The sequence below is a fragment of the Herbaspirillum sp. GCM10030257 genome (assembly GCF_042666555.1).
Lineage (GTDB): Bacteria > Pseudomonadota > Gammaproteobacteria > Burkholderiales > Burkholderiaceae_D > Noviherbaspirillum.
In genome coordinates this window covers 43,797-64,245 of sequence record NZ_JBHTDH010000016.1, presented here as the reverse complement: position 1 = coordinate 64,245, position 20,449 = coordinate 43,797, and the positions used below count along the sequence as shown (strand labels likewise).

20 protein-coding genes are annotated in these 20,449 nt (G+C 56.0%); 3 read left to right on the top strand and 17 right to left on the bottom strand.

What is annotated here, in order from left to right:
- Positions 1 to 4: 4 nt before the first annotated feature.
- Positions 5 to 454 (top strand): SsrA-binding protein SmpB, encoded by a 450-nt coding sequence (smpB, locus tag ACFQUU_RS20905; RefSeq protein WP_057290023.1) that lies wholly within the window; start codon positions 5 to 7, stop codon positions 452 to 454.
- Positions 455 to 706: 252 nt separating this feature from the next.
- Here smpB and ACFQUU_RS20900 read toward each other — a convergent pair whose 3' ends face one another.
- From ACFQUU_RS20900 to ppsA, 3 genes are all read right to left on the bottom strand, one after another.
- On the bottom strand, positions 707 to 1,633 hold the full coding sequence (locus ACFQUU_RS20900) for an SPFH domain-containing protein (protein WP_382250050.1): 927 nt from the start codon (positions 1,631 to 1,633) through the stop codon (positions 707 to 709).
- A gap of 24 nt (positions 1,634 to 1,657) precedes the next feature.
- A complete protein-coding gene (locus ACFQUU_RS20895) occupies positions 1,658 to 2,104 on the bottom strand; it encodes an NfeD family protein (protein ID WP_382250049.1) in 447 nt (148 codons plus the stop codon).
- A gap of 271 nt (positions 2,105 to 2,375) precedes the next feature.
- Positions 2,376 to 4,802: a phosphoenolpyruvate synthase gene (gene ppsA, locus ACFQUU_RS20890; RefSeq protein ID WP_382250048.1), complete on the bottom strand. Its 2,427-nt coding sequence runs from the start codon at positions 4,800 to 4,802 to the stop codon at positions 2,376 to 2,378.
- A 175-nt stretch (positions 4,803 to 4,977) separates the two neighbouring features.
- Here ppsA and ACFQUU_RS20885 point away from each other — a divergent pair, with 175 nt between their 5' ends.
- On the top strand, positions 4,978 to 5,826 hold the full coding sequence (locus ACFQUU_RS20885; protein WP_382250047.1) for a pyruvate, water dikinase regulatory protein: 849 nt from the start codon (positions 4,978 to 4,980) through the stop codon (positions 5,824 to 5,826).
- A gap of 208 nt (positions 5,827 to 6,034) precedes the next feature.
- Positions 6,035 to 6,406: a hypothetical protein gene (locus tag ACFQUU_RS20880; protein WP_382250046.1), complete on the top strand. Its 372-nt coding sequence runs from the start codon at positions 6,035 to 6,037 to the stop codon at positions 6,404 to 6,406.
- Positions 6,407 to 6,488: 82 nt separating this feature from the next.
- Here ACFQUU_RS20880 and ACFQUU_RS20875 read toward each other — a convergent pair whose 3' ends face one another.
- From ACFQUU_RS20875 to pyrH, 14 genes are all read right to left on the bottom strand, one after another.
- Complete coding sequence (locus ACFQUU_RS20875; RefSeq protein ID WP_382250045.1) at positions 6,489 to 7,280, bottom strand: TrmH family RNA methyltransferase; 792 nt, start codon at positions 7,278 to 7,280, stop codon at positions 6,489 to 6,491.
- A 121-nt stretch (positions 7,281 to 7,401) separates the two neighbouring features.
- A complete protein-coding gene (gene rnhB, locus ACFQUU_RS20870) occupies positions 7,402 to 8,025 on the bottom strand; it encodes a ribonuclease HII (RefSeq protein WP_382250044.1) in 624 nt (207 codons plus the stop codon).
- Positions 8,022 to 9,158, bottom strand: a complete 1,137-nt coding sequence (gene lpxB / locus ACFQUU_RS20865) for a lipid-A-disaccharide synthase (RefSeq protein WP_382250084.1) — start codon at positions 9,156 to 9,158, stop codon at positions 8,022 to 8,024. The genes rnhB and lpxB overlap by 4 nt, the downstream gene beginning before the upstream one ends.
- A gap of 13 nt (positions 9,159 to 9,171) precedes the next feature.
- A complete protein-coding gene (gene lpxA / locus ACFQUU_RS20860) occupies positions 9,172 to 9,960 on the bottom strand; it encodes an acyl-ACP--UDP-N-acetylglucosamine O-acyltransferase (protein ID WP_382250043.1) in 789 nt (262 codons plus the stop codon).
- On the bottom strand, positions 9,960 to 10,430 hold the full coding sequence (fabZ, locus tag ACFQUU_RS20855) for a 3-hydroxyacyl-ACP dehydratase FabZ (RefSeq protein ID WP_382250042.1): 471 nt from the start codon (positions 10,428 to 10,430) through the stop codon (positions 9,960 to 9,962). Before fabZ ends, lpxA begins: the two co-directional genes overlap by 1 nt.
- Complete coding sequence (lpxD, locus tag ACFQUU_RS20850) at positions 10,430 to 11,479, bottom strand: UDP-3-O-(3-hydroxymyristoyl)glucosamine N-acyltransferase (protein WP_382250041.1); 1,050 nt, start codon at positions 11,477 to 11,479, stop codon at positions 10,430 to 10,432. The genes fabZ and lpxD overlap by 1 nt, the downstream gene beginning before the upstream one ends.
- A 170-nt stretch (positions 11,480 to 11,649) precedes the next feature.
- Positions 11,650 to 12,132, bottom strand: coding sequence for an OmpH family outer membrane protein (locus ACFQUU_RS20845; RefSeq protein WP_382250083.1), 483 nt, complete (start codon positions 12,130 to 12,132; stop codon positions 11,650 to 11,652).
- Positions 12,133 to 12,214: 82 nt separating this feature from the next.
- A complete protein-coding gene (gene bamA, locus ACFQUU_RS20840) occupies positions 12,215 to 14,554 on the bottom strand; it encodes an outer membrane protein assembly factor BamA (RefSeq protein WP_382250040.1) in 2,340 nt (779 codons plus the stop codon).
- 58 nt (positions 14,555 to 14,612) lie between these two features.
- Positions 14,613 to 15,983 carry an RIP metalloprotease RseP gene (rseP, locus tag ACFQUU_RS20835; protein ID WP_382250039.1) on the bottom strand — a complete coding sequence of 457 codons (1,371 nt, stop codon included), beginning with the start codon at positions 15,981 to 15,983 and terminating at the stop codon, positions 14,613 to 14,615.
- An 11-nt stretch (positions 15,984 to 15,994) separates the two neighbouring features.
- Positions 15,995 to 17,164 carry a 1-deoxy-D-xylulose-5-phosphate reductoisomerase gene (ispC, locus tag ACFQUU_RS20830; protein WP_382250038.1) on the bottom strand — a complete coding sequence of 390 codons (1,170 nt, stop codon included), beginning with the start codon at positions 17,162 to 17,164 and terminating at the stop codon, positions 15,995 to 15,997.
- A gap of 20 nt (positions 17,165 to 17,184) precedes the next feature.
- Positions 17,185 to 18,003, bottom strand: a complete 819-nt coding sequence (locus ACFQUU_RS20825) for a phosphatidate cytidylyltransferase (protein WP_382250037.1) — start codon at positions 18,001 to 18,003, stop codon at positions 17,185 to 17,187.
- On the bottom strand, positions 18,003 to 18,761 hold the full coding sequence (gene uppS, locus ACFQUU_RS20820) for a polyprenyl diphosphate synthase (protein ID WP_382250036.1): 759 nt from the start codon (positions 18,759 to 18,761) through the stop codon (positions 18,003 to 18,005). Before uppS ends, ACFQUU_RS20825 begins: the two co-directional genes overlap by 1 nt.
- A gap of 192 nt (positions 18,762 to 18,953) precedes the next feature.
- Positions 18,954 to 19,514 (bottom strand): ribosome recycling factor, encoded by a 561-nt coding sequence (gene frr / locus ACFQUU_RS20815; RefSeq protein ID WP_382250035.1) that lies wholly within the window; start codon positions 19,512 to 19,514, stop codon positions 18,954 to 18,956.
- A gap of 42 nt (positions 19,515 to 19,556) precedes the next feature.
- Positions 19,557 to 20,273: a UMP kinase gene (pyrH, locus tag ACFQUU_RS20810; RefSeq protein ID WP_382250034.1), complete on the bottom strand. Its 717-nt coding sequence runs from the start codon at positions 20,271 to 20,273 to the stop codon at positions 19,557 to 19,559.
- Between the last annotated feature and the right edge of the window lie 176 nt (positions 20,274 to 20,449).

The following is a 20,449-nucleotide window of genomic DNA, read 5'->3' as shown; positions in this document are numbered from 1 at the left end:
ATTCATGAGCATTATCGATAACAAAAAAGCCTTCCACGATTACTTCATCGAGGAGCGATACGAGGCAGGCATGGTGCTCGAAGGCTGGGAAGTCAAAGCGATCCGCGCGGGCCGCGCACAACTGAAGGAAGCCTATGTCATCGTTCGCAAGGGCGAGGTTTTCCTGTTCGGTGCGCACATCAGCCCGCTCGCGACCGCGTCGACCCATGTCTCGCCCGATCCGGTGCGCACCCGCAAACTCCTGCTTAACGGCGAAGAGATCAAGAAGCTGATCGGCAAGGTAGAACGCGCCGGCTACACGCTGGTGCCGATCAACCTGCACTACACGAAGGGCCGCATCAAGTGCGAAATCGGCCTTGCCAAGGGCAAAAAACAGCATGACAAGCGTGAGAGCGAAAAACAGCGCGACTGGCAGCGCGAGCAGCAATCCATCCTGAAGCAGAACCGGCGTTAGCCGGGACGAGGCATCAGGCATCGCCTCATTACGGCATCCGTTACGACACTGTGCAGAGCAAGTACGATGACTGCCATAGTGACGGTATGAATTGGAACGATCAGCAGTCCGTAAGCCGGAAGACGTTGCCTGTCGTCGCGTGAGCAGTGCGCGCAGTACATTTCCAGACTGAACTGCAGAAAATCAGCTTGATTGGCATTTCAAGTCACGCACATCTAACCCGGATGCGCGTGCCTCAATATGCAATCCGCTTCAAACCTTCGGCTGCGCCTTCACCACCTGCATCGCGCTCGCGATCAGTGTGCTGATATCACCAAGATTAGCAGGGACAATGATGGAATTGTTTGTCTTTGCAAGTTTGGCGAACGCATCGACATACTGCTCCGCGACTTTGAGGCTGACCGCGTCCGCTCCACCCGGCTCGCGTATCGCACCTGCTGTTTTGCGGATCGCTTCGGCGCTGGCTTCCGCAATCGACAGGATTGCCGCGGCCTCGCCTTGTGCGCGGTTGATGGCGGCTTGCTTTTCGCCTTCTGACCTCGCGATCGAGGCTTCGCGTTCGCCGCTGGCAATATTGATTTGCTCTTGCCGACGACCTTCAGAAGCGGCAATCAAGGCACGCTTTTCACGTTCCGCCGTAATCTGAGCCTGCATGGCGTGCAGGATTTCGTTCGGCGGCGTAAGGTCTTTGATTTCATAACGCAAGACCTTGACACCCCAGTTCGCGGCGGATTCGTCGATGGCGCTGACGATCGCCTTATTGATGTGATCGCGTTCCTCGAAGGTTTTGTCGAGTTCCATGCGGCCGATCACCGAGCGCAGCGTAGTCTGGGCAAGCTGGGTAATGGCGGCAATGTAGTTCGATGAACCGTAGGAGGCGCGCATCGCATCCGTCACTTGAAAGTACAGGATGCCATCGACCTGGAGTTGAGTATTGTCTTTGGTGATACAGACCTGGCTTGGCACATCGAGTGGAATTTCCTTCAGCGAATGCTTGTAGGCGATCCTGTCGATGAACGGCAATACGATGTTGAGGCCGGGACCGAGCGTCGCATGGTATTTGCCGAGCCGTTCGACGACCCAAGCATGCTGTTGCGGCACCACATTAATCGTCTTGATGACGAAAACGACGGCGATAATAAACAGGACGATACTGAGACTGCCAAAACTAATTTCCATTGCGCTTCCCTTTTCTTTTCATTGTTATCGTGGATGGCCGAGCGCAAGAATCAGCCGGCTTCCACGGATTTCCCTGATGACGAACGTCCCGGGATGCGGCGCCACACCGTCTTGCAGTTCGGCATCCCAGTAGGCACCACGATACAGGATGCGCGCGGTCCTGGGCTCGCCTTCGTTGCCGGTCCAGGCGTCGACATGGACGGTTTGCCCAATATCGAGATTGATGTTTGGATCCTTCGTTGCGTCATGACGGGCGGGACGCAGCCATCGACTGCGGCGCAACGCATAAGTCGCAATGATTCCAACCACCGCCGCCGTAAGCAACTGTACAGGCCGACTTTCCGTTCCAAGTGATACCAGGCCGCCCGCCGCCATGCCCAGCCCTATCATCAAGAGGTAAAACGTCCCGCTGAACATCTCCAGGATGACAAGCACCCCGGCCAATCCAAACCAAACTATCCAGTCTGCCATGCATACCTCCCGTTGGGCATCATGATGCCATTGTACAAATAAAAAGCCCCCGTGGCCCATCAGGGCAACAGGGGCGCAATACAACAACGGTACAGCTGTTTTTGTTGGTTGTTGTGCGGAAATAAGTTGGCTCAAGTCTAATCGAAAACTGCGGCGCTTCAAACGCTTTTGCGTCATGGCGACGTCGTTTTGGCCCGCATACAACACAATCACTACCCAGAAAACACGGACCGAAGTCCGCGTTTTTCAGAAGCATTCCTACGTGTGGATATTAAGCCGCCGACGCAAGCTTCTGCCAGGTATCGACCACGGTATCCGGATTGAGCGAGATCGACGCAATGCCTTCCTTCATCAGCCATTCGGCAAAGTCGGGATGATCCGATGGTCCCTGACCGCAGATACCGATATATTTGCCTTGGGCAAGGCACGCCTTGATGGCCTGCGACAACAAGGCACGCACTGCATCGTCACGCTCGTCGAAGTCCGCCGCGAGCAGTTCCATACCGGAATCGCGGTCCAGACCGAGCGTCAACTGGGTCAGGTCGTTGGAACCGATCGAAAAGCCGTCGAAATGTTCGAGGAAACGGTCGGCCAGGATCGCATTCGATGGCACTTCGCACATCATGATCAGACGCAAGCCATTCTCGCCGCGCTTGAGGCCGTTTTTTGCCAGCAGGTTGACGACTTTTTCTGCCTGTCCGAGCGTTCGCACGAACGGCACCATGATTTCCACGTTTGTGAGGCCCATGTCATTACGAACCCGCTTCATCGCTTCGCATTCCATCTGGAAGGATTCGGCAAAGTCTTCGGCGAGGTAACGCGCCGCGCCGCGGAAGCCCAGCATCGGGTTTTCTTCATCAGGCTCATAGCGCGAACCGCCGATCAGCTTCTTGTACTCGTTCGACTTGAAGTCGGACAAACGCACGATAACCGGCTTGGGCCAAAACGCGGCGGCAATGGTGGCGATGCCTTCCGCCAGCTTGTCGACGTAGAAAGCCCTGGGCGATGCGTGACCGCGAGCGACCGATTCCACAGCCTTCTTCAGATCTGCATCAATGCCCGGATACTCCAGGATGGCTTTCGGATGCACGCCGATGTTGTTGTTGATGATGAACTCGAGACGAGCCAGACCGACACCGCCGTTCGGGATCGACTGGAAGTCGAACGCCAGTTGCGGGTTACCTACATTCATCATGATCTTCAACGGCAGCTTCGGCAGTTCGCCTCGCGATACTTCGGTCACTTCGGTTTCCAGCAGGCCGTCGTAGATATGCCCTTCATCGCCTTCCGCGCAAGACACGGTAACCAGCGTGCCGTCTTTCAGCATGTCGGTTGCATTGCCGCAGCCCACGACTGCAGGGACACCCAGTTCGCGTGCGATGATCGCCGCGTGGCAGGTACGACCGCCACGGTTGGTGACGATTGCGGAGGCGCGCTTCATCACCGGCTCCCAGTTGGGATCGGTCATGTCGGCGACCAGTACGTCACCGGGTTGGACACGTTCCATTTCGGATGGATCATGGATGACACGTACCGGACCGGCACCGATCTTCTGACCGATCGCACGACCGGACGCCAGTACAGTGCCGGTGTTTTTCAGTTTGAAGCGCTGCTGTGCATCGGTTGCCTTCTGCTGCGACTTCACGGTCTCGGGACGCGCCTGGAGGATGTAGAGCTTGCCGTCACGGCCATCCTTGCCCCACTCGATGTCCATCGGACGGGCATAGTGCTTTTCGATGATGACGGCGTACTTTGCCAGTTCGACGATTTCCTGGTCATTCAACGAATAGCGGTTACGCAGTTCGATCGGTACATCGACGGTCTTGACGGAGCGACCCGCCTTGGCTTCGCCGGTGAACTCCATCTTGATCAGCTTGGAGCCGATGTTGCGACGGATGATCGGCAGCTTGCCTTGTTCGAGCATCGGCTTGTGGACGTAGAACTCATCCGGATTGACTGCACCTTGCACAACCGTCTCGCCCAGTCCATAACTGGAAGTAATGAATACAACATCCTTGAAGCCAGATTCGGTATCAAGGGTAAACATCACGCCAGCCGCGCCGACGTCGGAACGAACCATGCGCTGCACGCCGGCGGACAAAGCGACTTCCGCATGCGTAAAACCCTTGTGAACGCGATACGAAATCGCGCGATCGTTATACAGGGAGGCGAAAACGTGCTTGATCGCTTCCAGAACATTGTCGATACCGACCACGTTCAGGAAGGTTTCCTGCTGGCCCGCGAACGAAGCGTCCGGCAAATCTTCGGCGGTCGCGGAGGAACGCACGGCAAACGACATTTCGGCCGATGAATCGGCGACCAGGCGGTCGTAGAAATCGCGGATCTCCTGTTCCAGGCGGGGCTGGAAAGGCGTATCGATAATCCACTGGCGAATCTCGCTGCCAGCCTGCGCCAGAGCGCGGACATCGTCGATATTCAGGGATGAAAGGCGATCGGCAATGCGCTGCGCGAGCGTGGCGCCGCCATTGACGCTGTGCTCGAGGAAATCGCGGAATGCCTGCGCGGTGGTCGCAAAACCACCAGGCACACGAACGCCAGCGCCAGCCAGTTGGCTGATCATCTCGCCGAGGGATGCGTTCTTGCCGCCGACGGACTCAACGTCCGTCATTCTTAGATTTTCAAAGGCTGCTACGTATGTAGCCCCCTGGGTTGCCCCGTTGGATACTGCGTTGGACATAACTACACCTGTTTTGATGATAAGAAATCTGCATATGCGCCTTCGCCGCCCGGTTCTTTTTGTTATTCTTGGTGAGCACGATGTTGGTCATTAATTGATCGTCATTTTACAGTGTGCAACTGCTTCCTGCTTTATACAAATTTGCACTTACCGTTGATCTATATTCAATTTGATTATGCCAGACTTGCCCGTACACCACTTACCCGCCGCCGACCGTACTGTCTTCTTCGTGTCGGATGGCACCGGCATCACCGCCGAGACTTTCGGGCATTCCGTGCTGACCCAGTTTGAACTGCGTTTCAAGGAAGTGCGACTGCCCTTTATCGATACGCTGGACAAGGCTTACGAGGCGGTTCGGGAAATCAACGACGCCTACGAACGCGATGGCAAGCGGCCTATTGTCTTTTCGACATTGGTGAAAGCGGAATTGTCCTCGGTGGTACGCCATTCCAAGGGCATGCATATGGACCTGATCCAGACCTTCGTCGAACCGCTGGAGCAGGAACTCGGCGTAAAATCCACGCATACAATAGGCCGCAGCCACAACATTGCCGATTCTGACGAATACAAGAACCGGATCGAGGCGATCAATTTTTCCCTGGCCCACGATGACGGCCAGTCGAACCAGAACCTTGCGTCGGCGGACGTCATCCTGGTTGGCGTATCGCGGTCAGGAAAGACGCCGACCAGTTTGTACCTCGCCATGCAATACGGGGTGAAAGCGGCCAACTATCCGCTGATTCCGGAAGACTTCGAACGTAATAAGCTGCCGAGTGGCCTGCTCCCTTACAAGAAAAAGCTGTTCGGCCTTTCGATTACCCCCGATCGCCTCTCCGAGGTCCGCAATGAACGCCGTCCTGGCAGCAAGTATGCAGCGCTTGAGCAATGTCGCTATGAGGTCAACGAGGCCGAAAAGATGATGCGCCGTGAAGGCATTAAGTGGATGTCATCGACGACAAAATCCATTGAAGAGATTGCAACAATGATTCTCCAGGAGATCAAGTCTGACAAACGGGCATATTAAGTAAGTACCACCCGGGCGGAATTGCATACCGTTACGCTGCTATCGATCGAACGCGGAACATGACAACGAGGGCCACTGGAGACAACCAGTGGCCTTTTTATTGATGCCGCTCCAATAATAAGTATGAATGAATTTTGACGGGAACCTTACGCGAAGCTTACGAGTCGACTATAAAGAGAGTGAGAGTACGGATCGTGGAGGAGGTCGTATGGATCTGGTACTGATAGAACTCGTCCTTTGGGTGGGTCTATTGTTTTTCTTTTGGGCGTTGAAGGAAGGTCTGGGCCGGGTCGAATCGGACATCGAGGCGATGGGCTTGGTCCGGCATGGGCGCGACTCGATGTCGCCTTCGTCCGCAATCCGGTATTACGCGGCAGAGCGCGTTGCCGAACCGATTGGCAGCTATCGGGATACGCAGATTTACCGTTATGCGGTAATCCAGGGCAGGACCTATCAGTTTGACCGTATCTGCCCGGCGGATAGCGGTATGGCGCTCGATCCTGATGAGCGTTGCCTTGCGCCCGGCCTGGTCTACCAGGAATGCACTGACCGAGGACAGGTTCCACTTGCAACTGAATAGGCTCAAGCAGGCTTAGACAGATAACTGGCCGCCGCTTGGTTGGGTCAGCGGGACGTAGCGTGCGCCGGTTGCCCTCAATCGCCTACGGCGAGAGCGTCTTTTGCCTTACCTGCTCAAAAAAGCAGACCGCAGCGCTGGCAGCCACATTCAACGATTCCACCGGCCCCAGATGCGGAATCGATACCTTCTCGCTCGCAGCTGCAAGCAAGGATTCCGATACCCCCTGGCCCTCATGACCAAACAGCCACGCTACTGGCTGACTGAGATCGAGGTCATATACCCGTCGACTGGCGTGGGAACTGGTGGCAAGTACGGGAATCTGCGCAGAGGCGACCAGAGTCTGCAGGTCGACGTTCTCAAAAATGCGCAGTGCAAAATGCGCTCCCATACCGGCGCGTAACACTTTCGGCGACCACGCAAACGCAGTACCCTTACTGCAGAATACCTCTTCCATTCCGGCAGCCGCCGCACTCCTAAGAATGGAACCCAGATTGCCGGGGTCTTGAAGATTATCGAGCAGCACCGCGGGCCTTGCGAGCTTTCCAGGCACGGCGGTCTGCGGCGTATCCACCACAAACAGCAGGCCGATGCCGTTTTCAACCTGACTCAGCGTGTTGTACAAGGCGTCGGGGAACACCACGCACTGCACCCGTCCTGCTTCGCAACGCTCGACGATGGCGGTGACTTCAGGAAGCATGACAGAACCTTCACCCACTACGCATAAAGGCGGCATACCGACCTGTTCAAGGTAAGTCTGGCACAGGTGTACGCCATCAAGCAGGCTGCGTCCGGCCTTGCGCCGCGCCTGCGAACTGGTCGCCAGTAGTTTCAGCTCCTTGAAGAGCGGGTTATCCCGGGAGGTAATGGTTTTCATGCGAACAGCGTGTCTCGTTGTTTCGGTGCAAGCACCCTACTCGTCGTACGTTATAAAGCAAATTTCCTATCGGTGTACTGTTGACCGGGTCAGCTTTGACGCACACCAATCCGAAATCTGTCTAGGAAGCGGCGGTTCTCAGTTCAAGCATTTCACGTACAGGGCCATAGCTCTTACGGTGCACCGGGGATACGCCATGCATGCGCAGACGCTCAAGGTGCAGTGCCGTCGGATAACCCTTGTGCTGGTCGAAACCATACACTGGATATTGCTGGTGCAATTGCAGCAGCGCGGCATCGCGTGCAGTCTTGGCGAGGATGGAAGCAGCGGAAATTGCCGGCACCTTGTCATCGCCCTTGACGATGGCTTCAGAACGGACCTGCATCACCGGGCAACGGTTGCCGTCAATCAGCGCAAGCGTCGGTGCGGTCTTCAGCCCTTCAACAGCGCGGCGCATGGCTAGCATCGACGCTTGCAGGATGTTGATCTCATCGATTTCGCTTTCGGTGCAGAATGCGATCGACCATGCCATGGCGCTTTGCTTGATTTCCTCTGCAAGGGCCTGCCGTTTTGCTTCGGACAACTTTTTGGAATCGCGTAATCCCTCAATCGGTCTTGCCGGATCGAGGATGACAGCGGCGGCATACACAGCACCCGCAAGCGGTCCCCTGCCGGCCTCGTCCACGCCGCATACAAGTTCGCCTTCATAATCAAAAAGCGCCAGGCTTGGTGCTATTTTTTTCATATTGCCACCTTACGGCCTATCAGTTCCAGCACCGCTTGCGCGCTTTCCTTCGCAGTGTCGCGCAGCAGTGAGTGATGCATCTCGGTGAATCTCTGGTAAAGGCGTGCGCGATGCGTTGCATCATGCAACTGCACTGACAGGGCATCGGCCAGGGCGGTCGGTGTCGCTGCATCCTGCAGCAGTTCCGGCACCAGGAATTCCTGCGCCAGGATGTTCGGCAATCCTACCCAAGGCTGGTAGCCCATATGACGCAGTACTTCCCAGGATGCACGCATCATTTTATAGCCAATGACCATGGGTTTCTTGAACAGTGCCACTTCCAAAGTCGCAGTCCCGGAAGCAACCAGCACGGCATCGGCAGCGGCCATCGCGGTGTGCGATTTACCTGGCAGGATTTGAAGCGGCACATCCTTGAGGCCAGCCTTGGCAATCAATTCGGAAAAGTATGCCTGCTGACGTTCGCCGGCCATGGGTACAACGATGCGTAGCGAAGGATTTCGCTGGACCATCAGGCGTGCAGCCTCGATGAAGGCAACGGTGTTGAACTTGAGTTCCGACATCCGGCTTCCGGGCAAGATGGCGACGACTTGCGCATCCGCAGGCAGGCCGAGCTCGGCACGGGCCGCAGCGACGTCGGGTTCCATGGGAATCACTTCGGCGAGCGGATAACCGACATAGCTGACGGGAATGCCTGCCTTGCGATAGATCTCTTCCTCAAAGGGAAAGACCACCAGCATGTGTGAAACGGCGCGGGCAATCTTCTTGATACGCCCGCCACGCCAGGCCCAGATCGACGGGCTGATGAAATGCATGGTCGGAATGCCGGCCTGCTTGAGTTGGGCTTCCAGGCCAAAATTGAAATCGGGCGCGTCGACACCGATGAATGCGGCGGGCTTCTCGGCCAGCAGCTTGTCACGCAGTGCATTCTGGATGCCCTTGATTTCCCGGTAATGCGCAAGGACTTCAAACAGCCCGCGCACCGAAAGCTTTTCCATTGGCCATTCACTGCGAAAACCGTACTCCGCCATGCGTTTGCCGCCGATGCCGTAGATATCGGCATCTGGCAACTGCGGCCGCAGCCCGGATAACAACCGGCTGGCCAGCAGGTCGCCGGAACTTTCGCCGGCCACCATGGCGATCGATAGCTTAGCGGACGATGCCACGGGTACTATTGTCCAGGAAAGTGCGCATCAATCGAAGCTGTTCGGCAGATGCGGGTGATGCAGCTTCCGCCGCGGCAAGTGCTGTCTTGGCTTCATCCAATGTGAGGCCGGATTTGTAGAGCAGCTTGTAGGCATTGCGCAAATCGTTGATTTGTTCACGACTGAAGCCGCGGCGCTTGAGCCCTTCGATATTGATACCGTGCGGCTGCGCCGGATTCCCGGACAACAGAACATAAGGCGGTACGTCCTGAGTCAGGCTAGTGTTCATGCCGACAAAGGCATGGTCGCCGATCTTGCAAAACTGGTGCACCGCCGCGAAGCCGCTCATGATCACCCAGTCACCGACATGCACATGCCCGGCAAGCGACGCGTTGTTGGAAAACACGGTGTTGTTACCGACACGGCAATCGTGAGCAAGATGCACATAGGCCAGCATCAGGTTGTCATTGCCCAGCGTCGTCACGCCTTCATCCTGGGCGGTACCAAGGTTGAAGGTGCAAAATTCGCGAATCGTATTGCGGTCACCGATTTCCAGCCGGGTCGGCTCGCCTGCATACTTCTTGTCCTGTGGCGGCCCGCCGATCGAGGAAAACTGGAAGAATACGTTATCCGTTCCGATCGTGGTATGGCCGTCGATCACGACATGCGGCCCCACTTTGGTCCGCGCGCCGATTTTGACGTTCGGCCCGATGATGGAATAAGCGCCAATCGCGACCGAATCGTCGAGTTCCGCTTTCGCGTCAACGATTGCGGTTGGATGGATTGTTGTCATTACTGCCCCGCTGGCTGGCTCGCGTCGGTGGCGCTACGCATGGTGCACATCAGTTCCGCTTCCACAGCGATCTGTCCATCGACCAGACCTTGTGCCTTGTATTTCCAGATACCACGCGCCGTGCGCAGAATCTCGACTTGCATCTTGAGCTGATCGCCCGGCTCGACCGGCCGCTTGAAGCGCGCGCCGTCGATACCGACGAAATAGACCACGCTGTTGTCATCCGGTTTCTGTCCCATGGTCAAAAAGGACAACAGAGCCGCGGTTTGGGCGAGTGCCTCGATCATCAGAACACCGGGCATTACCGGTTTGTGCGGAAAGTGTCCATTGAAGAACTCTTCGTTGACAGTCACGTTCTTGATTGCAGTGATCGATTTGCCGGATTCCCAGTCCAGCACCCGATCCACCAGCAACAACGGATAGCGGTGTGGAAGATATTGTTTGATTTGGGTGATATCGAGCGTTTTCATTACTTTTTTTCAGTGAGCAGTTTGATCGTTTTTTCGAGCTCGCGAATTTTCTCACGCATCGACCCGAGATTGCGCACGATGGCGGCGGATTTTTCCCAATCGGCATTTTTTGCCAGTGGATAGAAGCCGGTGTACTGGCCCGATTCCATAATGGAACGCGACACCAGGCTGCCAGACGAAATATGCACGTCGTCGGCAATGGTGAGGTGGCCGAGGATCATGGCGGCTCCACCAAAAGTGCAGTTTTTGCCAATTTTCGCGCTGCCGGCCACTCCGACGCAGCCTGCCATGGCCGTGTGGGCGCCAATATGGCAGTTGTGGGCGATCTGGATCTGATTGTCGAGCTTGACGTCGTCTTCGATCACGGTATCGGCCAGCGCACCACGATCGATCGTGGTGTTGGCGCCGATTTCGACGTCATTGCCGATAACCACCCTGCCGGTCTGCGGAATCTTGATCCAGGCGCCATGTTCCTTGGCAAAGCCAAAGCCATCCGCGCCAATGACCGCGCCGGAATGAATAATGCCATTACTGCCGATTTCGCAGCTCGAATGGAAGCTTACGTTGGCATAGAAGTGCGTACCTTCGCCGATTTTCGCGTTGCGCCCGATGAAACATCCAGCGTCGATGACTGCACCTGATTGGATGACCGCGCCCGCCTCGACCGTCACGTGTGGCCCGATGCTCGCATCCATTGCTATTTGGGCATCGGGATGAACGCTGGCGGTGGGATGAATGCCGGGAGGTGCGGGAATCGCCTGCTGTTCGGCGAACAACTGTGCAACACGCGCGAAGTACGCGTAGGGATTGCTAGTCACAATCCTTGCACCGCCATAGGTCGTGCTGACCACCGCATCATCGGCAGGCGACAATATCAGCGCAGCCGCTTCAGTTTGTGCAGCGAGGGCGCGAAGCTTGGGATTTGACAGGAAGGTGATATGAGACGCTGCCGCCGCATCAAGCGGAGCGATACCGGATATCACTACCTCGGGCTTGCCAATCAGTTGACCTCCGAGGCGTTCGACCAATTGTTCCAGTCGATAGCTCATTCTGGCCCTCTTCAGATGTTGGATCGTCTATAAAAGTATTCGGCACAAGCGACCTGTCCAGGTGGCTTGTGCCGAGTCGGCGTGCCTTGCGCTGAAGATTGCTAAAGCGCGGCAGTCATGGCGAAGGTCTGGCTGGCTTGCATACAGGCCAGCGCCAAAGGCCCACGACGTTATTTACCGTTCAATGCCTTCAACACCTTATCGGTAATGTCGATACGCGGGCTGGCATACACCGCCTCCTGGAACACGATATCGAATTTTTCGGCTTCGGCGATCTGTTTGATCACCTTGTTGGTACGCTCCAGCACAATGGCCAGCTCTTCATTACGGCGCTGGTTCAGGTCTTCCCGAAACTCGCGCTGTTTGCGCTGGAAATCCTTGTCGAGGTCGGCCAGTTCGCGCTGTCGCTTGACGCGATCGGATTCGGTCAGGATCGCAGCGTCCTTATCGAGTTTGTCAGACATACCCTTGAGGCGCGCCGCCATGTCCTGCAGTTCTTTTTCACGGCGTGAAAATTCCTGTTCGATCTTGGCTTGGGCTGCTTTTGCAGGAGCCGCCTCGCGGAAGATGCGTTCGGTGCTGACGAAGCCGACGCGCGAGTCCTGTGCGTGGACGCTTGCGAGGGGCAGCATCAATGCTGCAAGCAGAGCCATGCACTTGACCGATACCGATTTTGTAATTGGAAACTTCAAGGTCTTTCTCCGCAAATCAAATTACTATTATGCCACCCGCCGGTCAGAAGCCGGTACCAAGCTGGAACTGGAAGTTCTGCTTCCGGTCGCCCGCCTGGGACTTCAACGGAATACCGTAGCTCAGCTTGAGCGGCCCGATAGGCGATACCCAGCTGATACCTGCACCGACCGAGTAACGCAGATCGGACACATCGAACTTGGCACCTTCGGCGTAGACATTACCCGCATCAAAGAAGGTGAACCAACGCAGTGTCCGGTCATTGCCGGACCCTGGGAACGGGAATTGCAGTTCCGCGTTGGCAATGATACGGGAAGTACCACCGAGCGGGTCGCCGTTCGATGCCTTCGGTCCAAGCGAGGAGCCTTCGTAACCTCGCACCGACCCGATACCCCCCGCATAGAAGTTCTTGAAAATCGGGTAGCGTTTGCCTCCCAGGCCGCGACCGTAGTCGACTTCTCCGTTCAGCGCCAGCGTCACGGCGCTGAACAACGGCATGAAGTACTGGTGCTGGTAAACAGCACGGTAATACTGGAGGCTGCCAGCCGGTGCAATTTCAAGGTTGACGCGCTGATAACGTCCAACAGTCGGTACCAGTGCGCTGTCGCGGCTATCGCGCTGCCACGCGGCGGTTAACGGGAAGCTGGTTGTGCTTGCCTCCGTACCATTGCCGAAGTCCTGTACATAACGCTTATATAGCTCGGGGCTGTCATTGAAGCCTGGCACGCCGGTATAGGTCGTCACGTCGGTTTTTTCCACGCCGAGGCCGAAGAACACCGTATCAACTTCGGAAAATGGCACGCCGAACTTGACATTACCGCCGGTGGTTTTTACGACGTAGTCGCCGGTGTTGACTTCCGGAGGGCGGGTGGTACGCAGGAAAACTTCATAGCTTCGGCTGATACCCTCATCCGTAAAGTAAGGCGTCGTGGTGGAGACTGCGATAGTACGATTACGGCGGCTGGTATTGACGTCAATACCCAGCGTGTTGCCACTGCCGAATGCATTCTGCTGCTGGATCGAACCAGTAAGCATGACTTTTTCACTGCTTGAAAAACCAGCACCGAGCAGGATGTTGCCGGTTGGCTTTTCGGCCACGGTCATGTTGACGTCGACCTGGTCGGTTGTGCCGGGGACTTCCGGTGTGTCGATGCCGACTTCACGGAAATAACCGAGACGGTCGACGCGGTCGCGGGAAAGGCGAATCTTTTCGCCGTCGTACCAGGAATTTTCAAACTGGCGGAATTCACGGCGTACCACTTCGTCCCGGGTCTTGGTATTACCCACGACGTTGATGCGTCGCACATAGACCCGCTTGCCGGGATCGATCAGTACAGTGAAGTTAACTTCGCGTTTTTCGCGATTGATTTCCGGGTTGGCATTGACGTTGGCGAAGGCGTAGCCGAAGTTACCCAAGCGTTCCGAAATCTTCTTGACGCTATCGGCGAGCTTTTCGCCCGAATAGACGTCGCCGCTCTTAAGCTGAACCAGGGAACGGAGTTCTTCTTCGCGGCCGAACATTTCGCCTTCGAGTTTGACGCCCGATACCGTGTACTTTTCACCTTCGTTGATATTGATGGTGATGTAGATGTCTTTCTTGTCCGGCGTGATCGACACCTGCGTGGATTCCACCTGCATTTCGAGGTAACCACGATTCAGATAGAACGAGCGAAGCGATTCGATATCGCCTGTCAGCTTTTGCTTGGAATACTGGTCCGCTTTCGTGTACCAGGTAAACCACCCCGGCGTGCGCAAGTTCAGCAAGCCAAGTAGTTCCTTTTCAGGAAACGCCTTGTTGCCAATAATATTGATTTGCCTGATGCGGGAAACATCGCCTTCGTCGACGGCAAAGCTGATATTGACCCGGTTACGCTCAATCGGAGTGACAGTCGTCGTAATCTGCACGCCATACAGGCCGCGCGACAAGTATTGGCGCTTCAGTTCCTGCTCGGCGCGATCGACCAGCGCCTTGTCATAGATGCGGGATTCACCGAGGCCGATATCCTTCAGCGCCTTGGTCAGCGTTTCCTTGTCAAATTCCTTGGTCCCAGAAAATTCAACACCCGCAATTGCCGGTCGCTCTTCGACCATCACTACAAGGACATCGCCTTCGACTTCGATCCGGATGTCCTTGAAGAAGCCAGTTGCGTAGAGCGCCTTGATGGCCGCAGCGCCTTTTTCATCGGTATAGGTCTCGCCAACGCGCACGGGAAGGTAGCTGAAAACGGTGCCAGCTTCGGTACGCTGGATGCCTTCGACACGGATGTCCTTGACCGTAAATGGTGCAACGGCCAACGCGCTGCCAGTGCAAAGTGCAAAGGCAGCGATAGCAATGAGGCGACGGGGGAAAAGGGACTGGGAAAAACGCTCGGATTGTAATTTCATCGGTTACTTTTTTTTCAATGTCCCAGCGCGTCACCCCCTCGGGCAAACTGACCGGAACTCAGGACATGAGCCGTACGATGTCGTTAAAGACGGCAACTGCCATCAACGTCATCAATATGCCCACTCCTGCACGCTGGGCTATTTCTCCAACCCGCTCGGGAAGCGCCCGGCCGGTCAAAAGTTCCAGCGAATAATACAGTAAAAGCCCCCCGTCTAAAACCGGGATGGGAAGCAGGTTCATTACGCCCAGGCTGATGCTGATGAACGCAATGAACGTAAGGTAGCTGATGATGCCAATGCGTGCCGTCTGCCCGGCGTAGTCGGCGATGGTGATGGGACCGGTAATATTCTTCCAGGAAACTTCACCGATGAGCATTTTACCAAGCATTTTGAGTGTAAGGACGCTTGTATCCCAGGTCTTTGCGACCGCCTTGGCGACAGCGGCAACCGGCGCATCGCTGGTGGTGACCATTTCCGGAGCCAGCGGGACTTCGGCCTTGATACGGCCAACCGTCTGGTCGCCCTTTGTATAGGACTCCGGCGTGACGGTAATGTCGAAAGGCTGGCCGTTCGCATGCACACCTGTAATCTGCAAGGGTTTGCCGGAAGACGCGCGTATCAGCTCGACAAATGCAAGACCGTCAGTGACGGTGATGTCGCCGACTTTGTGAATCAGATCACCCTCACGCAGGCCAGCCTGCATCGCTGGGCCATCGGGCATGATTTTGCCGAGCACGGGCTTGGGTCGCGCCAAGTCAAGCCCAAGCTTTGCCAGGAAGTCGCCTTCCAGGTCTTCTGTGACAAGCCCATCGAGGCGCACAGTGACCGTATCGACAAACGTGGAACTTGGGGATGCAGGATTCGGTCGCTGAACGTCCAGTCTTGCCGGGGCTTTTTCAAGCGCCAGCTGGGTCAGCTTCCAGCGCAGGTCAGACCACGCGCGAACCGTTTCTCCATTGACAGCAGTGATCAGTTCGCCGCCACGCAGACCGGCCTGATAGGCTGCACTGGATTCCGGCATCGCCCGGATGCGGGTTGCGGGCTCTGGCACGCCATAACTGTACAGGCCGGCGAATACGGCAATCGCCAGCAGAAAGTTGGCAAGTGGCCCGGCAGCGACGATAGCAATACGCTTCCAGACAGACTGACTGGTGAATTCCCGCTTCAATTCTGCGGGAGGAAGCGTGCTCACATCCTGCTCGCGGGCGTCCAGCATTTTGACATAGCCGCCAAACGGCAGCATCGAGATTGCCCACTCTGTCTGGTCGGGTCCGAAACGTCGCGACCAGACGATTTTGCCCATGCCGACCGAAAAACGAAGTACTTTGACGCCGCACCAGCGGGCGACCCAGTAGTGGCCAAGTTCGTGGACAACAACCAATACGGCGAGCGCCGCGAGGAACGCGATCACGGTTTGCAGGAAAGTCATAACTGGACTGCCTATTGAATAAAGGACTGGGCCGCCTCCCGTGCTCGGAGGTCCTGTTCGAGCAGCGCGGCGATATCGGACAATTCGCCATGGGGCAATCGCTCCATGACTTGGTCAATGACACGATCAATTGCGCGAAACCCGATCTTGCGATCTAAAAATGCTTGGACAGCAACTTCATTTGCCGCGTTCAGTATAGCCGGAGCGGTGCCGCTAGCCGATAAGGCCTCATAGGCGAGCCGCAGGCAGGGGAAACGCGTAAAGTCCGGACGATGAAACGCCAATTGTCCGATTTTGACGAGGTCCACTGCCGTCACCCCGGAAGTGATCCGCTCCGGATAGGCCAGCGCATGGGCAATCGGTGTACGCATGTCTGGATTACCGAGCTGTGCGAGAACGGAGCCGTCGACATAGGACACCATGGAATGGATTACGCTTTGCGGGTGAATGACCACTTCAATCTGGCTGGCCGGTGCGCCGAACAGCCAGTGGGCTTCGATGACTTCCAGTCCCTTGTTCATCATGGTGGCCGAGTCCACCGAAATCTTGCGCCCCATCACCCAGTTTGGATGCGCGACTGCCTCTTCTGGCGTCACGTTTTCAAGCGTTTCCACCGCACGATGAAGGAATGGACCACCGGATGCGGTCAACAATACCTTGGCGACACCATGATTATCGGGCACACGTCCATAGCCTTGAGGAAGGCACTGAAAAATAGCATTATGTTCACTGTCGATAGGCAGCAAGGTTGCGCCGCTCGCGGCAATTGCCTCCATGAACAAACGGCCGGACATCACCAGCGCTTCCTTATTCGCCAATAGTACTTTTTTACCGGCTTTGGCGGCCGCCAAGGTCGGCGCCAAGCCCGCAGCACCGACGATCGCTGCCATGACAGCATCGCAGTCCGCACTGCTTGCTACGCGGCAGAGCGCAGCTTCTCCATACTCTACAGCGGTCGGCAGACCTTTTATCTTGAGCAGACCTGCCAAGCGATCCGCGGCGGCAGCGGTGCCAACCACGGCAACATCAGGCTTGAACTGCGCGCATTGGTCGGCAAGTTCGTCCACGCGCTGATGCGCGGTCAAGGCATGGACACGGTAACGATCCGGATGGCGTGCGACGACATCCAGTGTGGACACGCCGATGGAACCGGTGGCGCCGAGAATCGTAATTCGTTGCATACTGCCTTACCTATGTGTGTTCATAACCATGTACCGAGCAGCGCGGCAAGCGGCAGAGTCGGTATCAGGGCGTCAATCCGGTCAAGAACGCCGCCATGTCCAGGCAACAGGTTGCTGCTGTCCTTCATCCCCGCGCGGCGCTTGAGCTGTGACTCAAACAGGTCGCCAACGATACTTGCCGCGACCATCAAAGTCATCACAACGAAGAAGCCACCCCAGCCCCAACGCGCCAGAACCTGAGGAGCGAACGTATCGGCGAGCAGCGGGTGGAACGTTGATGCAGCAGTGATGATCAGTACCGCCAACCAGCCACCAATGGCGCCTTCCCAGGATTTTCCCGGAGAAATGGTTGGTGCGAGCTTGCGCTTTCCAAACGCCTTACCGGAAAAGTACGCGCCTATGTCAGCAATCCAGACAATCGCCATGACGGAAAGGAGATATACCGGTGAGCGCTGAAACAAGGCGGCGATCGCCAGGAAACTACCAAGTATCGCAATTCCATAGATGCCGTTCAGCAGACGGTTACCCAATGCATCGAGCGGTGGCAGACCAAATTTAAGGGAAGGAATGAGACGGATCACCCAAATTGCGACGCTCAGCATGAAGAGCAAACGCGCGGACTCGGATTCACCTTTCAATAACAGATACAGGAAGGCTGCTGTCCAGATGACTGCTCCCGGAATGGCCTGGCGCACTTGGAACAAGCGAAAACTCTCCCACGCAGCGGCCGCGAAGAAGACGGCTATCACGACAGAGAAAAGGACAAATGACTTCGAAAACAATACTATAAGCAGAACCGCCAGCAATACCAGCGCCGTGATGACGCGTGTTTTGAGCATTACGACGCCTTTTTCTGCTCGATGACCTGGGCGCTGGTTCGACCGAAACGACGCTCCCGTTGGTGATAAGAGTCGATCGCCTTATCAAGCTCTTCCGCATTAAAATCGGGCCAATAGGTTTCCGTAAAATAAAATTCAGTATAAGCGAGTTGCCACAAAAGAAAATTCGAAATACGTTCTTCGCCGCCAGTTCGAATAAACAGATCCGGCTCTGGTGCGTACGCCATGGCAAGATGCGGAGCAAGCTGCTCTTCAGAGAAATCGGTTACACCCGGATGTTGGGCGACCATCTTCCCGATTGCCTGCATGATATCCCAGCGGCCGCCATAGTTTGCACAAACAGTAACGGTGAGCCGGGTATTGTGGGCGGTCCTGCGCTCTGCGCTGGCGATCAGTCGGCGAAGCTTGTCGTCAAATCGGCTGAGATCCCCGACTACTCTGAGGCGAATGCCATTGGCATGCATCTTTGCGACTTCGCGTTCTAGAGCCATGACGAATAGCCGCATGAGCAGCGACACTTCCTCTGCCGGACGGCGCCAGTTCTCGGAACTGAAGGCGAACAGGGTCAGGTATTCGATGCCGCGTTCAACGCAGGCTTCGACAATCGCGCGCACCGCTTCAACGCCCTTAGCGTGTCCAGCAACGCGCGGCATGAAGCGCCTGGTTGCCCATCGACCATTTCCGTCCATGATGACGGCGACATGGCGTGGCACAGGAAGAACTTCGGGTACCGCTTGAGTTGAGCTCAAATAGGTCATGTGAGGGCTTAAGCGAAAATGGGTTGTCGTGGTGGTTTTTCAGTCAATCAGGGACATGGCCCTGGTGAAACTATACACCGCCATATGAAGCACGCCTTGCTAAATGGCAACCACCAGGCGCGTTGCCTTCACTTTGTTCTTGCTCATCGAGCGCGCTGAGAGATGAATCCATCACGCCCAATGAGAAGAAATTTACACCGTTAGAAGCTCTTTTTCCTTTTCAGCGATAAGTTTGTCTACTTCAGCAACAAACTTATCAGTCAGCTTCTGGACATCGTCCTGGGCGCGGCGCTCGTCATCTTCAGAACAGGCCTTGTCCTTAAGCAATTTTTTTAGTGCTTCATTCGAATCGCGGCGGATATTGCGAATAGCGACCTTGGAGTCTTCGCCTTCACCTTTGACGAGCTTGACGATTTCCTTGCGGCGTTCTTCCGTCAGCGGAGGGGTCGGGACACGGATCATGTCGCCCTGAGTCGAGGGGTTCAAGCCGAGATCCGACTCGCGGATGGCTTTCTCGACCACCGCAACCATCTTCTTTTCCCACGGCTGGACGCCGATAGTACGCGCGTCGATCAGTGTCACGTTGGCAACTTGGCTGATCTGGGTCGGTGTACCGTAGTAGTCGACTTGCACATGGTCGAGAATTCCCACATGGGCGCGACCGGTACGTACCTTAGCGAGATCGGCTTTCAGCGTCTCGATCGACTTTTGCATTTTTTGTTCGGCATTCTTTTTGACGTCAACGACTGTCATGCTGCTCTCCTCTGTTACCAGTTACAACGAGTAAGACTCGAATTACACGTGGACCAATGTCCCCTCGTCTTCGCCCATGATCACGTTTTTCAGGGCGCCCGGCTTGACGATGGAAAATACCTTGATCGGCAATTTCTGGTCGCGACATAGCGCAAATGCTGTCGCATCCATGACCTGCAAGTGCTTGGCGATCGCTTCATCGAAGGTGATGGTCGAATAACGGGTTGCGTTGCGATCCTTGTTTGGATCCGCGCTGTACACGCCGTCGACTTTGGTAGCCTTCAACACGATTTCAGCTCCAATTTCAGAGCCGCGCAAGGCAGCTGCGGTATCGGTCGTAAAGAAGGGATTACCAGTGCCGGCGGCAAATACCACGATTTTGCCTTCTTCAAGATATTGCAATGCCTTCGGGCGAACGTATGGCTCAACCACCTGCTCAATGGCGATGGCGGACATGACGCGTGCGGTGATTCCGACCTGGCGCATGGCATCGGCCAGCGCAAGGGAATTCATGACAGTCGCCAGCATGCCCATGTAATCGGCCGTTGCACGATCCATGCCTTGCGCGCCAGGCGCCACGCCGCGAAAAATGTTTCCACCGCCAATCACGATTGCCAGCTCTACCCCCAGCTTGGCGACTTCCGCCACGTCCGCCACCATGCGCTCGATGGTTGAGCGATTGATGCCATATGCATCGTCGCCCATTAACGCTTCCCCCGAGAGTTTGAGGAGGACGCGCTTGTAAGCCGGTTTTGTCATGGACTTGGACTCCTAATAATTGTCCGATTCAAGATGGATATATTGTGCTTTTGCTACCAAGATCAGAAAGCCGTTGTGTGGCTCAAGACGCGATGGTATACGGGCGGCCGGTATGCGGTATGACGGATCGCGCATAAACAATGCCAGTTAGAAATATTTGGTCGAGAACACTTTCC

Bases quoted from the DNA above. Each gene is read 5' to 3' on its own strand.
- rseP (WP_382250039.1), bottom strand. From the start codon at position 15,983: ATGACTTTCCTGCAAACCGTGATCGCGTTCCTCGCGGCGCTCGCCGTA.
- smpB (WP_057290023.1), top strand. From the start codon at position 5: ATGAGCATTATCGATAACAAAAAAGCCTTCCACGATTACTTCATCGAG.
- lpxA (WP_382250043.1), bottom strand. From the start codon at position 9,960: ATGACAACAATCCATCCAACCGCAATCGTTGACGCGAAAGCGGAACTC.
- pyrH (WP_382250034.1), bottom strand. From the start codon at position 20,273: ATGACAAAACCGGCTTACAAGCGCGTCCTCCTCAAACTCTCGGGGGAA.
- lpxD (WP_382250041.1), bottom strand. From the start codon at position 11,479: ATGAGCTATCGACTGGAACAATTGGTCGAACGCCTCGGAGGTCAACTG.
- bamA (WP_382250040.1), bottom strand. From the start codon at position 14,554: ATGAAATTACAATCCGAGCGTTTTTCCCAGTCCCTTTTCCCCCGTCGC.
- ACFQUU_RS20900 (WP_382250050.1), bottom strand. From the start codon at position 1,633: ATGGAAATTAGTTTTGGCAGTCTCAGTATCGTCCTGTTTATTATCGCC.
- ACFQUU_RS20875 (WP_382250045.1), bottom strand. From the start codon at position 7,280: ATGAAAACCATTACCTCCCGGGATAACCCGCTCTTCAAGGAGCTGAAA.
- fabZ (WP_382250042.1), bottom strand. From the start codon at position 10,430: ATGAAAACGCTCGATATCACCCAAATCAAACAATATCTTCCACACCGC.
- rnhB (WP_382250044.1), bottom strand. From the start codon at position 8,025: ATGAAAAAAATAGCACCAAGCCTGGCGCTTTTTGATTATGAAGGCGAA.
- ACFQUU_RS20895 (WP_382250049.1), bottom strand. From the start codon at position 2,104: ATGGCAGACTGGATAGTTTGGTTTGGATTGGCCGGGGTGCTTGTCATC.
- ACFQUU_RS20845 (WP_382250083.1), bottom strand. From the start codon at position 12,132: ATGGCTCTGCTTGCAGCATTGATGCTGCCCCTCGCAAGCGTCCACGCA.
- ACFQUU_RS20880 (WP_382250046.1), top strand. From the start codon at position 6,035: ATGGATCTGGTACTGATAGAACTCGTCCTTTGGGTGGGTCTATTGTTT.
- frr (WP_382250035.1), bottom strand. From the start codon at position 19,514: ATGACAGTCGTTGACGTCAAAAAGAATGCCGAACAAAAAATGCAAAAG.
- uppS (WP_382250036.1), bottom strand. From the start codon at position 18,761: ATGACCTATTTGAGCTCAACTCAAGCGGTACCCGAAGTTCTTCCTGTG.
- ppsA (WP_382250048.1), bottom strand. From the start codon at position 4,802: ATGTCCAACGCAGTATCCAACGGGGCAACCCAGGGGGCTACATACGTA.
- ispC (WP_382250038.1), bottom strand. From the start codon at position 17,164: ATGCAACGAATTACGATTCTCGGCGCCACCGGTTCCATCGGCGTGTCC.
- lpxB (WP_382250084.1), bottom strand. From the start codon at position 9,158: ATGGTGGCCGGCGAAAGTTCCGGCGACCTGCTGGCCAGCCGGTTGTTA.
- ACFQUU_RS20825 (WP_382250037.1), bottom strand. From the start codon at position 18,003: ATGCTCAAAACACGCGTCATCACGGCGCTGGTATTGCTGGCGGTTCTG.
- ACFQUU_RS20885 (WP_382250047.1), top strand. From the start codon at position 4,978: ATGCCAGACTTGCCCGTACACCACTTACCCGCCGCCGACCGTACTGTC.